This is a genomic window from Mycobacterium sp. SA01 (assembly GCF_041287105.1).
GTDB lineage: Bacteria > Actinomycetota > Actinomycetes > Mycobacteriales > Mycobacteriaceae > Mycobacterium.
Genome location: NZ_JBGGNO010000020.1, coordinates 487,631 through 503,053 on the forward strand (window position 1 = coordinate 487,631; position 15,423 = coordinate 503,053).

General features: G+C 60.8%; 4 protein-coding genes. All 4 read right to left on the reverse strand.

Going from position 1 to position 15,423, the window contains the following annotated elements; translation table 11 throughout:
• Positions 1-50: 50 nt before the first annotated feature.
• Positions 51-6,482 carry a helicase-related protein gene (locus tag AB4879_RS21580; RefSeq protein WP_370509202.1) on the reverse strand — a complete coding sequence of 2,144 codons (6,432 nt, stop codon included), beginning with the start codon at positions 6,480-6,482 and terminating at the stop codon, positions 51-53.
• A complete protein-coding gene (locus tag AB4879_RS21585; protein ID WP_370509203.1) occupies positions 6,479-11,716 on the reverse strand; it encodes a RecQ family ATP-dependent DNA helicase in 5,238 nt (1,745 codons plus the stop codon). Before AB4879_RS21585 ends, AB4879_RS21580 begins: the two co-directional genes overlap by 4 nt.
• Positions 11,717-11,779: 63 nt before the next feature.
• On the reverse strand, positions 11,780-13,069 hold the full coding sequence (locus tag AB4879_RS21590) for a hypothetical protein (RefSeq protein WP_370509204.1): 1,290 nt from the start codon (positions 13,067-13,069) through the stop codon (positions 11,780-11,782).
• Between the two features lie 79 nt (positions 13,070-13,148).
• Positions 13,149-15,413, reverse strand: a complete 2,265-nt coding sequence (locus tag AB4879_RS21595; RefSeq protein ID WP_370509205.1) for a DUF262 domain-containing protein — start codon at positions 15,411-15,413, stop codon at positions 13,149-13,151.
• Positions 15,414-15,423: the final 10 nt, after the last annotated feature.

The following is a 15,423-nucleotide window of genomic DNA, read 5'->3' on the forward strand; positions in this document are numbered from 1 at the left end:
TTGACAGTCAGCCGGGACAGTTTGCGGTTCGACGAACGCCACACCAAGTGTTAGTCCATCTCCGCCAATCGTTGGTCGAGGTATCGAGCCACTGACGGATTAGCGATCAGACGCTTCTTGCCGTCCGGGCCGTGAATTTCCCAGTGGGACTTCGAGTGTTCGACCACGACGGTGTGTAAAGGATCGACGCCGATGAGCATGCCACGCTTGAACAAGAGCCGTCCGTGTTCGCGAGCTTCTTGACGGGTAGGCGGACGCGTCGATGAACACCCGTGGCAGAGCCACATTCCGCTAACCGGTGTGTGTACACATCTCTTGCAGATGGCGACACCGCAGCAGTCACATAGGACCATGCCATCAGCACAGGCCGGGCAGACGGGCTGTTGGCAGTAGCCGCATTGAGCGGCAACTGATCCGAAATGCCCCTCCCGATCAATCCCGCCCCAATCGAGTACCTGCCTAGTGATTTGGTCGACGCGGCGGGCGTCAGTCTGACCAGGCGCGAGGACGACGTCATACCGCCACTCATAGCCGCCAACAGTGGTGCTCTGCGTTACTGATGCACCAATATCCAGGCGACTCCGCGGCGTCGGCGGGATGAGCGTCTGCAACAGACCTCGAAGCCGTTGTGGTAGATCACTGAACTCAGGGATGACGACCGCTTGGTCCGGGATCCACGCTGCAAGGGCATCGCTCGTGCCGTCCGCGACCGACCTTGGGCCCGTCTTGATCTGTCCACGCGGCTCGATACGGTGAGCAACACCTGTGACGTTCGAAATGGTAGAGAAAGTGACCTTATTCGGATCGGTGTAGACACCGACCTCGTCGGCATCGCCCAGGCCCATATGCCGCGACAGTAGTGTTGCGGCAGGCGCATGCTCGGACGTTGAAATTAGATACCAATGAACGTCTTCGAGCCGGCGCACACCGAGGGTGACCAGGTTCGCCAGGCTGCAGATGACTGCTTCCGTGTCCTTGCCGGTGGCCATCTTCCGAACCTTGGGTTCTGGATTCCATGCATCAGTCACCCATGGTGGCCTCGACTCGGCAGGACCCCACTCTGCGGTGACCTCCTGCTCATCTGAGTCATCAATCGTTATCTCGCTGATCCCGTCAGGCGTGATCGCAACCTCGGAACCCGAACGCTCCCAGCGCATGATCAGCGGAGTAATTGAGGGCTGGTGCAGAGCGTGCAGGACGGACTTAAGCCGATTCGGGGTCTGGAGGGCCGCCTCAGGACAGTCCGATAACGGCGGGAATAGTTCTACGACAGCTGCAGCCAAGTCGTCCAAAGGAGAGCCATGAGATTTCGGGCTTCTTCCGGAGACGTCGAGCGCTGGAGCCGACCAGACCGAGCAGAACTCGCGTCTCGAGTGGACGATGAGTCTGGGGTCTGTCCGTGTCGACTCGGGCTGGAGTGTTTGGGCAGCCGGGACGACTTGTGTCTGCAGCGCGCGACTTGCTGACAATCGCAAGCGATACGAGTCGTCGATCTGACTGCGGTCGAACGCAACCCACCGGGTTATAGCGCCATCGCGGATGATGGCTTGTTCGTAGGCACGTCCGCGGTTGATGAGGACGACCGACGCGTGGCCGTCCGTACCTGCTTGAATCATCGCCCCGTGCGCCGCGAGAGCTTCAGGCAGCGTTGCCTTCTGCTCGTCGGTGATCCCTGCCATCCCGTCGCATGCCGGGCAAAGATCGTCTACTCGGCAGGACATGCACATGGCTCGTTCGCACATCGCGCATGCAGCGACGTGCGGGTCCCGACCGCAATCGGTGCAAGCGTGGTCACCACACAGGAGGCATCGAACCGCGGATACTTTGTGGCTGGTCGATGCGCATCGTCGGCATACCTGATGTGAGCAACCCCCACATGTCAGCGAGGCCAGTTGGCCGAAGTCGTCACAGGCGCGACATGCCCAAGAGTCACAAGACGAACACAGGGCCGCTGCTCCGGCGGCGTAGAAATGTCCGTCCCGACACACCCCGAAATCCGATTGCCGGATACCGAGGTCTTTGACATGGGGAGCGAGCGGTGAGCCGTCGAATGTCTGAAAGACGTGCGTCGCGGTGCCGTGCCCTTGCCAGGTCTCCGCAACTTCCAAACCGTTGCACAGCGCAGCAGTGAAGCTACGCGTGCTCTGGGTGATTAGCGCCGAGGCTAATTCGCTCGGCAGTGATGAGATGCCCTGTGTTGCTGACCGATTGGCATGAACTCCCAGCGCCGAGAGCGAAGCGTTGTCCGCCGCGACGATCTCTGCGTCGGCGGTCAGCTCGACCAACTTCGCGACTGGGCGAATGTTTCGCTCTTGCAGCGTGCATTCCGTCGGCGACGGGAAGTCGCCGACGATTTGAACAATCTCATCATTTCGCTTACCGAGCCTTCCTCCAGGCATCCCGATCGCGGAGAGGTATTCATACGCGCCCAACTGCTCGGCAGTTGTGAATCCATGCGGGCATGCGATCCACATGCCGACCTGTTCGCTTCCGTGTTGAGCGCTGGCCAGAACAGCCTCGTTCCTGCGTTCCAAGGTCACACGAAGTTCTGGGAGTTCCGCCGTGGCGATCGAAGGACTGTCAGTCGATGGCGCCTGCCACTGAATGCCGGCATGCCGCACATTTGATACCTGAGGAACTCCTTCGTCGTTGATGGAGGCTTCCTCTTGCACGATCTGATGTGCTTCGAGATAGATGTCCACGAAATGCGAACGGCGAGTGATCAACACCGCTGGGCGTGGTGGGGGCGTGACCTCGCCGCGCAGCTTCTGCAGCAGATGAGCAAGTCCGGACTCCACTTCGGACGTAACAGGAACCTGCGGTGCCGAGTTCGGAAGATCGGCTAGGGCCTTAGTGTCGATCGACGGACCGGCATTGGAAGCAATCGACCATTCGACCGAGACCCTTTCGGTGCTATGCAGCCGAGCGCGCGTGTTGCTCTCGTGCAATCGGCGCCCGGTTAGGTCCCTGGTAACCAGGCCGCAGTCCAAGGGCAGGCCATTCTGTCTTGCATACGCACGCAGGCGGCCCCGTTGGGGATCGGCAGCGTCAGCCTTATCAACAACAACCGCTGAAGTTGAGTCGGGTCGGACCAATTCAGCGACTCGCTCGCCCACTCGAAGGACGTTGCCTCCGTTGAGCTTCCAAGCGATAGAGAACTCGTCATCCAGTTCAGGCATGCGCTCCGGCGAGGCGCAGGTTTGGCAGAGTCCCCCTGTCTCACGGCGGCATTGAGCGCAGCTCGATTGTTTACATGCGGCGCACGGTGCGAAGACCGCGTCGTCGCCGCAACCCGCACACAATGAGCGGCCACACGACTGGCACTTGGTTACTTCCGATTCGTCGACCCAATGCATTGCGGAGCAGAGCGCAAGTATCTGGATTGCCTGACCGGAGACGTCGCTCTCCACCGTGACGGGTTCCGTAGTCCCCCACTCGTAGGTCAACGTAGCTTCGCCGCCGCTGGGCCCCTCCCAAGTCTCTTCGACCAACCAGTCGTCTTCGTCGAGGGTTACCGCGAGGATCTTGGCTCTAGCGCGTATGTCAGGACGCCGACTGAGGCGCGACTCCTCGGAGCGCAGAGCGCGTTGCAGGCGCGTCCGATCCTCGGCGACTGCCTCGGCGATCTGGGCGTTGTAACCTGTGGTGATTCGAGAGAGCTCTTGACTTTGCTCTTTCTCCACCAGCTTCGAGCGTTCACGACGAAGCTCCTCGAGCTGGGCGATCGCTGCATGTTCAAAGTGAGCGATTACTTTCGGAGCGGTTTCGAATGCAGGCGGCAGTGATTCGCCGTCCTCGAGTGGACGTCGTGGAAGTCGGCGTTCGTTGTGCCCGTTGATGTCCGCCGTAATGAGGTGCTCTGTCGTCTCGGCTTCACCGACGGTCGCCCGGAATGTCGCTTGCCCACTCCATGAGCCGGAAGGGACGAGGCGTCGGCGGAGCAGTCGGATGCTGGTCGCATGACGATAGGGGCTAGGTCCGATGTCGTCCGGGATCACCGGAACGGTCGCGTGCATGTCCCCGCGTACACGAAGTAGGCCAAGCAGCTCATCGAACACCGGCGATCCGACAGCGCATAGTTCAGCGTCTGGGTGGTGTTCCAGTCCGAAACGGTCGAACGCCAAATGCATGAGGGTCCGGCCGCCAAGTTCCTGGTCGAATTCCTCGTCGAACTTCGCAGTGATGAATGCTCCGTCGCCGCTGCCGGTGTCGTGCACGATGACGGCGCCGAGTGCTTGGAGAACATTCCTCACCCAAGTCTGCACCCGACGCTGACGCATCCGTGCACGCTCGCTGACCTCGGGCGCCAGCTCAGTGCTGCCCGCCTTCGTAAGGTCTTTGCGATGCTCGAAACCGGTCGCCATCCACTTGCTCATGCCCGCGTCTGCAGCAATGAGCGTCGATGCCTTCTTGCGAGCATCGACAAGCTCAGTGCCCAGTTTGCTAAGCAGGGTATTCATTTTGACGTCGTTTTCTGCGAATAGCGCCTCCATGACACGTGTTTCGAAGCTCGCAGTTTTGGAGTCGTCGAGCTCACCGAGAATCGTTGTGACCTGCCCGAATAGCAGCTCGAACATGCGGAGCTTTTCAGCTAGCAGCCGGAAGACGCTTTCGTCGATGGTTCCCTGGGCGTAGAGGTTGGCGACGAACACCTCGTCTTTGGGCTGCGTCAAGCGATCCACGCGACCGATGCGCTGCTCGATGCGCATCGGATTCCAGGGCAAGTCGTAATTCAGAACGCAATTGCAGAACTGCAGGTTTTGACCTTCGGCGCCGGCGTCTGTGGAGACCATGATCGGCGCGTCACCCGATCTGAACGCAGCGATCGTCGCTGCACGCTCGCCCGCAGACATTGAGCCATGGAACGATCGCGCGTTGAGCCCTTCCGCCTCCATTCGCCGGAGTAACCCGGTAACCGTGTCCGTGTGCTGGGTGAAAATCAGGACACGGCCGTGCTCCCGCATCCAATCCCGTGTTATCTGGAGTGCCTTGTCTTCCCGGGCCGACGTCTTGATGTCCATGGCAAGGTGACCAACTTCGTGCAGCACTTCGCGCACGCGGGCGTCGGGATGGCGGTCCGCCATTCTGAGTGCTGTGGTTCCCATTGAGAACGGGCTGGCGGTCAGTCGTAATGCAAGACTGCGGCGCCGCATCGTGTCGCCCGATTCACGCATCACGTTGCGAAGCAATTGAGTTGCAAGCGCGTAGAGTTCGCTCTCGCGAGAGCCGAGGGTAATGGGGACATCGACGGCGCGACGCACCACTCGGTCGACTCCCGCTTGCGCACGCGTGGTGCGAATCATCACGCTGCTGATGAGGCGCCGCAGGGCAGCGGGGTCGTTTGGCGTGCGGGGGTCGTAGCCGCGCATGAACTGGCGCTTGAAATCAGTGACCGAGTTGAATGTGCCGGGTCGCAGTAGCTCGACCAGCCGGTAGAGCTCCAGCAAGTCATTCTGGACCGGCGTCGCGGTCAGAAAGAAGGCGTATCTGCACGCAGTTGTCAGGGACGTTATGAGGTCCCGAGTCTTGCGCGCGCCAGAGCCGGCCGCGCGGTGAGCCTCGTCGACGATGACTATGTCCCACGGCTTCTTAGTAAGCTTCTCTGCGTTGCTTCGGCCCAATGTCAAGCTCAGGATTAACCTGTCCTGCTGGTGGATCTCAGGACCGCGAGCGGCGACCTCAAAACTCATGTCGAACTTGGTGCTCATCTCCTCGCGCCACTGGTCGCGCAAGGGTGCCGGGCACAAGATGAGCACCCTCTTTGCGAGACCTCTCAGCGCGAGTTCTTTGATGGCGAGCCCCGCCTCGATGGTCTTGCCCAGACCAACTTCGTCAGCGAGGACGGCGCGGCCCCGTAGGCGTGACAACGCGTGTCGTGCCACGGCTTCCTGGTGAGGCATCCGGTCGACATTTGACACGTCGACCGCTAAGAGCTCCTCGAAATCGTCTAGGGTTGCCAGCTCTTCGCCCTGCAGGCGTAGCTCGACCAGGTCGAGCGTGTCGAACCCAGCAGCTTTCAGTTGTTCGGCAAGCAATTCCCTTGCACTGCTGAGGAAGCCAATGGTCTTATCAGACCCACCGCCCCAGTCATATTCGGTGTCCGGGTGGAACTGGCGGTCTACGGTCGCTCGGCGTTGCTTAGCCTTGGCCCCGCTCGATTTGGCGACAGGAGCAGGTGGCGGTGCTGCGATGCTGATCTGGCTGGGCGTGCCGGGAGGCAGAAGCTGCAGCCGATAGACCTGATCGACGAGGCGCAACCGCAACAGGCCACCCTCTTGGCCGTAATCCTGAAGGCGCTCACCGAGAAGCTCGCCGGTGAGTTGTCGGCTGCGCCCGCTCCATTGGGCAAGAAATGGCTCGCCCTCGAGTTCGAGGTGAATGCTTGAGCTGTGCTCTGGGAGAGCCAGCACCGAACATTCCCGTTCGGTGAGGGCGAGTTGACCAGTCTCCAACAGCTGCTGAGTGATGCGCTTTTCGATCATTGAGGCTCCGTGATGCCAAGGGTTTTCGCGCCGACGTTCGTGAGGGCGAGAGACTGATAAGTGGCTTGGGAGGCTTCGCGTGTTGCGGCGCGCCGTTCAATCAATCCCTGGTCGATGAGCTTCTTGACTGCGTCATCCCAGCGCCGCTCACCGTTGCGTACGTGGCGCAGCGCACCGAACTGAGGGCAGCTAAGGACGCCGGCGCCAAGCGGCCGACCCTCGCCGAGTGATTCTCGCCCAAGCACCGCAGCCTTGAGGCTGGCTTCGCCATATGCCCCGCGACGGAAAGCGGATGCCCATGCAACAGCCTGCAGCGCAATGAGATCAACATTCACCAGCAGCTCAGGATCAGGCACCACGTGGTCCGCCAGCGCCGCCCACGGGGTTGGCTCGCCGCTGCATATGTCACAGGGCTCGACATCCCTGCTCCTGCAATCCTGAACTGCGTCCCCGAAGTGTTCTCCGACCGCTACGCGACGGCAGAGTGAATCGGCCGTGGCATAGTCGATCATGGCCTGCAGACGACGCTTTTGCCACCACTTCCATCGGGCGGATTCGCGTTCCAATGCCTGTGTAGGCGCGACACGCGTAAGCGTGCGAACGCGGCGCAGTCGACGCGAGCTGTAGAAGGTGACCAGACGGTCTAGCGACCAATCAATAAGCTGCTGCTCCAGTTTGTCGGGATCGTATCCGTGTTCATCCTTCAGCTGTTGGAAGTCAAGCTGGATTCGAACATGGGGGCGAGCCCTGTGGGTCTTGTAGAAGAACTCGCGAAACATGCGGCGTTCGTCTTCGGCCTCTGGTTCTCGACTACCGACATCGACCATTCCTCGCGCCGAGCAGTCCAATCCCTGTTCGATTGCATGAACGCGCTCGAGCTGAGCGAGGTGCACGTTGATCTCGTCGTCGTCGATGCCGAGTTTGTCGGCCATCTCGTCGATATCAAAGACTCGGCTATCGCCGCGTTCAGGACAGTCCCACAAGGTGGCCAGCAGCTGTTGGGTGATGGTCGCGTCGGCCTTAGTTCCGTGAGCCTCGATAAGTCGCCTGCGGCGGGTGAGGTCGGCGTTGGTATACAGCAGCACGCAGTCACCAGATATATCGCGCGCACGGGCAGCGCGGCCAGCTTCTTGGGCATAGCCATCGAGTGAATCTGGCAGGTCGTAGTGCGCGACCCACCCGATATTGGGCTTGTTGATACCCATCCCGAAGGCTTTGGTTGCGACGATGATCTTTGTCGTATCGGAGTCGAAGTCTTCTTGAACAGCGTCGCGTTGTTCCGGAACCATGCCCGCGTGGTACGGCCGGGCAGCGTGACCAGCGCGACGAAGCAGGGCGGCAATCTCCTCCGCCAGAGCACGTTTGGATACATAGATGATTCCTGATTTGGCGCTTGCCCAGGTCACGAACCGCAGCAACTCCCGTGCGCGATCTCGCTCGTCCGCGCATCTCACCACGCGGAAGCGAAGATTAGGCCGGTCGCTTGGCTCGCGGATGGCGACGGGATCTTGCATATCCATCGCCGTGGTGATGTCCGCTTCGACCTCGGTTGTGGCTGTCGCGGTCAGGCCTGCTCGCGGCGGTCGAGTATGGAACGCTGCAACGGACGCAGGGACTTGCCGGAACTCCGGGCGGAAGTCGTGTCCCCAAACGGACACGCAGTGTGCCTCATCGACGACGACGCGGTTGAGCTGCTGGCGACCGAGGGCTCCACGCAAGATTGGATCGCGCGCCAATCGCTCGGGTGATACATAGAGAAGGCGCACTTGACCGTTGGCTGTATCACGCAAGATTTCAGTTTGAATCGCTCGCGAGGTGGTGCCAGTGATGCCCTGCACTGGTCGGATTCCCCGTCGACCGCGAAGTTCGTTGACTTGATCTTTGATAAGCGCGACGAGCGGCGAGACGACGACCGTCGCACGAGCCTGCGGGGCAAGCAGCGCCGGCAGTTGGAAACACAATGACTTCCCGAATCCTGTGGGCAAGACAGCCATTACGTCTTTGCCGTCGACGATGGCCCGCATTACTTCGAGCTGCTTTGGATGCAATTTAGTAATCCCGAAAAGCTTCTCCGCCGCCTCGGCGAGCTTCGCAGTGGGATCCTCACCCTCGACGAGTCTCAGGGACTCTAGTAGTTGCGTAACGTCATCACGACCAAATGAAAGGGCCTCTGACAGGTTCGGCGGCTCGCCGGTGACGAACTCGATAGCCCGTGTCCACGCGTCGTCACGGTCGACGGCTTCGTGGATAAGTGGATTAGGCAGTGAGCCAAGGATTACCCGTTGGGCTTGCGTTGGTGCGTGCAGTCGCCGGTCGCATACAAAGGCTGCGCCTCTATCAGTTTCGGAACGAATCAACCTGCCGAAGCCCTGAGTGAAGAGCATGGCAGTCATCGGCAGGACGTAGTCGAGAAACGGGTCGCCACCCCGCTCGGCTATGGCACGTTGCCGTGCTGATACGAGAGGGTCGTCGGGATGAGGGTAGGGCGGCTTCTCAATGAACAGGTACGAAAGCGTGTCGCCCGGGGCATCGAATCCCTCCCAGTACGACTTGAGCCCGTAGAGCACCGTGCCGGGCTCAGTCCGGAAGCGATGAGATATCTGAGATCGTCCGAGTTCATCTTGGACGAGAAGCTCAACCCCGCGATCCTTAAGCTCTGCCTCTCTCGTCCGGACACCGTGCGCTACCGCTTCCATGCGCTTACGGGCAGCGAATAGCGTCAACGTCTTTCCACCAGACAGCGAGAGGAAGCCGGCTTGGTCCGCGGCCATCTCCTCGCAGAACTCGCGTTCGTTGACCGGCACAGGCACCGGAAGATGGTTGGTGAGCACCACGACCGATTGATTCTGATAGTCGAACGGTGACGACAACAGCAGCGCCCGGAACGCGTCGTCGTCCGGATCCGGGTTGATACGGATGCCTAAGCGGGAGGCGAGGTAATCGAAACGGCGTTCCACGGTCAGCGTTGCAGAACAGAGCACCGAGGAGTGAGTGCGGTCGACCACACTTTGCTTGAACTCAGGGAAGACATGAATGGGCATGCGCTCAAACGTCCACGCCGCAGGATCGTCCTCTTCCGCAGCGAGTCGGTAAACCCAAAGGTGGCTGTCGGGCAGAGTCCCCATAGCTTCCAGGAGGGCGATAGCGTTGTCGAGCCGCTCGGAATAGCCCCGCAGTCGTTGCTTGGCTGATCTCAATCCGCTGATCTCCGACAGCGAATCGCGAAGGCTAATGACAGCTTTAGCGAGCTGAATCAACCAGTAGCGGACGGTCGATGAAGCTTGCCGCAGAGTTCGGAACTCCGGGCGGTTGTTGACCACCCCGGTCTGCAGTACTACGGCGTCAGCTTTGCCGGCGTATTCATGGAGGTAGGTATCGATTGCATCCGCGAGTTCTGTAGCGGTTGAACGTACCTCGGCGGCGACCGTCGCAATTGATTCGAGTGCGTCGATGACGCCCGACTCAGCGCGGGCCTTCGACCGAATCTCTCTCATTAGTCTGGAACGTGGTGACAAGCTGTTCACGAGGATCTCAAGCTCGAGGGCGTCCACGCGTTCGGTCCAGGCGGCGGTCAACGAGTCTTCGAGGGCGTGGGCCTCGTCGAAAACCAGATCGGCTCGACCTTCGGCAAGCACGTCTCCTGGAGCTCGCGAACCCTGCTGCTCGAGCTTTATCCAGCTCGCGATGAGTGCGTGGTTGATCGACACGACGCCAGGCGCCTTCTCGAGACCTACCAGCTGCTGCATAAGAGGGCAGACGTTCGCCCACGCGCAATTTCTCCGATCGCAACCCCCGGAGTTGGTACGAAGTCGAGCCCGTGTTCTTGCGTAACGAGCATCCGTACTGCGCAACGTGTAATCCGTGACGTCGTCCCACGTGCCCGACGGTGATGTAGCCAACGCCCGAATGGCCACGGCCAGTGCAAGCCCGGACGCCTCCGTGTCAGTGAGCACGATTTCAAGCTCGCGCGCGCAAACGTAGTTGCCTACGCCCTGGATCTGTCGAAATGGTGCGCGCAACAGACCATCCTCGTGGAGGCGCGTCGCATCGGCACGAAGTTGGTTCTGGAGTGCCTTCGTTGCCGTCGCGACTAAGACTGGGCGACCTGCTTGCGACGCACGGCCGAGGGCGGGAAGCAGATACGCGAGGGACTTACCGGTTCCGGTCGGAGCCTCAACGGCTAGCCGACCGCCGCGATCGAAGACCTCTGCGACAGCATGCGCCATTTCTTGTTGGGCTGGGCGGGGACGCAGTCCATGCCGTTGGTGAAGGGCTGGAAAGTCATCGCGCGCGGCCGACCAGGCGTCTGGTGACGGCGACCCGGTCGCCTCGAGTAGGGGATCGGATGGTCGGGTCAGCGCTGACAGCGTCGGCGCGTCGGCCAACTGGGGGAGGAGCTTGGCGAGGGGGTGATCGTGGGTTTCGAGTGCAGCGATGGCGAGCTGCCAGCTTGGATCGCTCGCATCGACTGAGGCCAGCAATGCTCGAATAACTTCAGATGTGGCAGTGGCATCCGAAACTGCTCGATGTGGGCTTTCGTTGTCGATATCGAAAGCTAGAGTGAGGTCAGCGAGCTGGCGATTGGGCATTGCGACGTCCACAAGCAATGACAGATGAATGCTGTCAGCACTCAAGGGAAAGCGAACTGACGGGGCGCCGGCACGGCTGGCGGCTTGCGCTAGGAACGGAAGATCGAATGCGAGCAGATTGTGGCCGATGACAAGATCGATGTCGCCCAGCTGCGTCGTCAACGCGCGTAGGGCGTTGTCGAGGGAGACGGTTTCGGTTGCGGCAGACACCGGTCGTTCGATTCCGTCGGGTAGCTCGACGGCGAGGTCGACCAAGACCGTGCCGTCCATGCGGACGAGCGCTATCTCGGTGATGAAGTCGCTCGCGCGGTGTAGCCCGGTCGTCTCGATGTCCAGGACGGCTACACGGTCGATAGAAACACGGTCCGGCCGTGCGACGTACCAATCCGCAGGTTCTGGCTCTGATTCGTCTGTCTCGGCATGATCGTCGCGATCCGCCGCCGCGATCGACAGCCGGCCGTCCGCAGCGATTTGAAAGCGGACTGGGAACCGATCCGACAGCTGCAGCACCCGATCGAGTGCGAGGACGAAATGTTCCTTGCGCAGACGGTCGCGAAGCTCGGTCGCGGTGAGCGGACCACCTTCGGCGAGAATGCGGTGTGCTGCCTCCGCAGCCGGAGGCAGAGGACGGTTCGCGGTGCTCATGACTTGCCCGTCAGGGCACAGCCAGGGATACGCGTCGAGAGAGTGTGTAGTCGGACTGGCACGTCACTTGTCTCGATCTCTGTTCGTTGTTGGTCCCTTGCCGTCTGACTCTTCCTCGCTGGATGCAGGTGCGGCGGCCGGGGCTTTCTCGGCGAGGTATTCCCCCATCCGAATAAGGCGCTGCCCGGCTGCGCCAACAGCCTTCAGGGCTGAGTCAGCGATAGCGTCGACGACAGCTTCCGCGGCGTCCAAAACGCCAGGCGTCTCGACGTTCGACCACTCCTCGACCTGGTGACGCCGGGCCGCGGCAAAACCATCTAGTTCATCACGAAGCGTCGACCGATACTTAGCGAGCTCTCGTACCTTCTGAAAGCGAAAGCCTTCCATTGGTGCCGGTTTTGCGAACTCATCCAACAGGCTTTTGGCTTCGCGGTACAACCTGCCGTCCTCGGCCAGTTGATGAGCGAGAAGTTCGTTGAGGTCGTCGATTACCCGTTGTCTATGTTGTGGCTCTTTCTGACCGACGCGGTTCAAGCGTAGTAGTTGCCAGCGGTATAGCGCATCCTCCGCAACCACCAGGAGGCTCAAGGTTTCACCGAACTGCTTGTCATCGACTGCTGCGGCTAGCTTTGCGGCTCGTTCCTGGACAGGCAGTTCTGGATCGAACGAGTCTAGTACCCTGGCCACGTGGTTCCTGAGCTGCTCGACCGTCACATTGAGCGTTGGTCCTAAGCCGGCCAGTGCGTCCCAGTCCGCATCCGGTAGCTCGCCGTGCTTCTCGATGAAGTCCGTTGCCCGGCGGATCGAAAGGTGGTTGCCCAGAACATCGCCCGCACGAGTCGCCTGGGCGATGTTGAGGACCGATTCGACCTTGCCCTCGACACGCCGCACAGCCTTCTCGACGTCGGCGACCGCAGACTTAAGCGCCAGCTGTGTCGCGATCAGTTGCACGGCAAGCATTTGCGGAGGTGTGATCTGGCTCGGTGCCCACTGCAGCTGCTGCAGGAACAGCCCGTTGTCGCCACGCGTCATCATTCGGAAGTAGCCGTCTGTCCCTGGAATCCAGTTGCCAACCCGCAAGGCGTTGACGCTGTCGGGATGAAGCCGGACGTATTTCCCTGTATCGGCGAGTATTCCGGCCATCCCGGCCAGAAGGCCTGCGGCGTTGGCGATCGAGGACCGGTTGATTCCTGTTACCTGCATGGTCTTGCCAGCGACCGTTCGCAACCGCGATAGGTATGCCTCGACAGCTTCTGGTTCGCCGGAAACGACAAGACCGCCTGGCTGAAGCGAAACCTCCACATCACCGTCTTCGACCGGCGCGGGGAGATTGTCTGGAATGCCTTCTGGCATCGCTACCACTGCCCCTTCAACGTGGATCCAACACGGCCACAGGCTCTTTGGAATGCACTGGTCCTACGGGCGACCGTCGTCATGCCGTATAGCCGAACTGCTCCAGGCGTCGCCTAGCGACTGTGATCTCGTTGTCGGTGAACAACTCTGAGAACTGCGGTTCGATGACCAGGGCCTCCACGGTGAGGTCAAGCCGGCCTCGCTCCCAGAGTTGGGCAAAACCGTCGGAGACCGCGGGAGACGCCAACAGCTTGTGGGCAGTCTCTTGGGGTCCGTATTGGGAGAGCATGCTTAGGAAGTACGACGCGGTGTATCCCGCCTCGGAGCGGCCACGATCGTAGATGGCTTTCATACGTTGTCCGAAGGCGGTAGCGGCACCGCTTGTCTGAGCCACGCTGGCGACCTCGACAGCCGCCTCCTGCGACTCGCCTGCAGCGGTAACGCTCTCGTTCTCCACAAACCGCAACAACGCGTCAACCGATGTAAAGACTCTGATCTTCAGCTCTTCCAAGCGAGGCAGATTGGCATCGTCAGGATCGAGTTCGAGAACGACGGGATCTCCAAGTTCCTCCTGTAGTCCCCTGGGCCAGTACGCTTCTGCCACGGCGAGGACAGCGCCGGTGTCGGGGTCTGGAATCTCGGCGTCGACTTCCGGCTCGGCGTATCCGCGCCGTCTGAGTTCCGCGATTAGTGCCTGCAGCTGTTCAGCGCGGGGATCGTCGATCTCCTCGTCAGCGACCTGCAGACGTTCGAGGATCATTTCGTCGTGCGGTGCCTCTGGGTTACGCAAGCTGTCTAGGAAGGATTGTGCCGATGCGGCCAACAGTTCGCGACGCGCCGCCAGGAAGTCCGAGTAATGCTCAACCCGCCACAGCTCGGGATCGGTCGGAATCCATTGGGATTCTAGTACACCGGGATGCTTTGCCTGGACCTCCGGCAGATACTCCGCCGGATCGCGCATACCAATCTTGATGTTGGTGTCCTGAGTTAAAAAGCAGAAGTTCGCGATCGCGTTGATCTCGTTGCGGTCGAATCCATGCTTGCGCAGCAGTGCTTTCGGGAATATGTGGTGCACTTGCAGGGAGGTGAGCTTACCCAGTAGTTCGGCGCGCAGCTCGAGGCCGCTGCCGAAGTCGCGTGCGCCGTCGACTCGAGTCAGCAGGTACAGCAGGGGGTAGAAGCGGGACCCTCGGGTAGACCCCCCGAAGTCGTCCGGGCTGACGGTGAGCCTGCCGCCGCGCACCCTCTCAAGAGTGGCGATGAGAGCGTCGACGCCGCCTCGCTCGACTGCGTCATAGTCCTGCTGAAGGAAGGTCTCCGTTGAACCGCTGAATCGACCCCACAGCGCAGAGTGCACGTACCAGAAGAGCACCTTGTCCCGGTGGGCACTGTCAGTGAATCCGCCGCCGTTTTCGTGCAGCAGCCGGGTGACGACGGGAGTGGCGTAACGGCCCATGAGCACTCGGTCATGATCGAGGCCGAGGCGTCCCGACACAGCATCGAGGAAGGTGCCGACGTGGTTCACGGACTTGCCGAGGGCCGATTGGAAATCGGAGGCCGGCACGTCGGAGAGCGATGAGAACAATGCTCTACCTGTTGCGACTGCTGTTGCGTTGCGTAGTAGCCAGTCGAGCGAAAATCGGAATCCGGCTTTCTTCCAGCGATCGAGGTTGTCGCGGAGTTCTTTTCGAGCATCAGGCCACTCGGCGCAGAGCTTTGCCAAAGCAAGGTCGCCTTTGGATAGCTTCGTGCCACCCGAGTTGACCTTGTTGAAGATGTCGACGACCTCGTCGACGGTCTTGCCTGCGCCGGTGATCTTCTCGGAGTTGAAGTTGCGGTTCTCGATCTCTTTGATCCGGTTTAGCCGCTCGAGATAGGTGTTGAGCACCTCGCGTTCGACGTGTGGGAAGGCGGTGAGGTACTCGAACGGGCCCTTGCGGAACAATTCGGTGACGTCGACCCACGTCGGGTCGCCAGTCATCTTGCTCGGTGCGTAGAACTCGAACGACTCGGTCTCAACGTTAAAGTGCAGCCCAGTGAAAGCGCTCTTGTCGCCTTCGAAGAAGGGTGGCGGGGTCCCACGGACCACTCCGTACATCGACGTAACGCGTTGCTGGCCGTCGAGCAGCAGTTGGCGCGTGCCGCCTCCACCTGATGCCCCACGAACGGTGACGTCTTCCGATGTGGTCTCCCACAGGAGCAGGCCACCGACCGGGTATCCGCGGTACAGCGACCGCATGAGACCGCGGACTTGGTCACGGTTCCAGACGTAGCCGCGCTGGAATTCCGGCAGAAGCACAATGCCGGAATCGATTTCGTCGAGCAACGTGGACAAGCGGGTCACTGAAGCCTCC

Coding starts and splice junctions, on each gene's coding strand:
- AB4879_RS21580 (WP_370509202.1), bottom strand. CDS start 6,482: ATGATCGAAAAGCGCATCACTCAGCAGCTGTTGGAGACTGGTCAACTC.
- AB4879_RS21585 (WP_370509203.1), bottom strand. CDS start 11,716: ATGAGCACCGCGAACCGTCCTCTGCCTCCGGCTGCGGAGGCAGCACAC.
- AB4879_RS21590 (WP_370509204.1), bottom strand. CDS start 13,069: ATGCCAGAAGGCATTCCAGACAATCTCCCCGCGCCGGTCGAAGACGGT.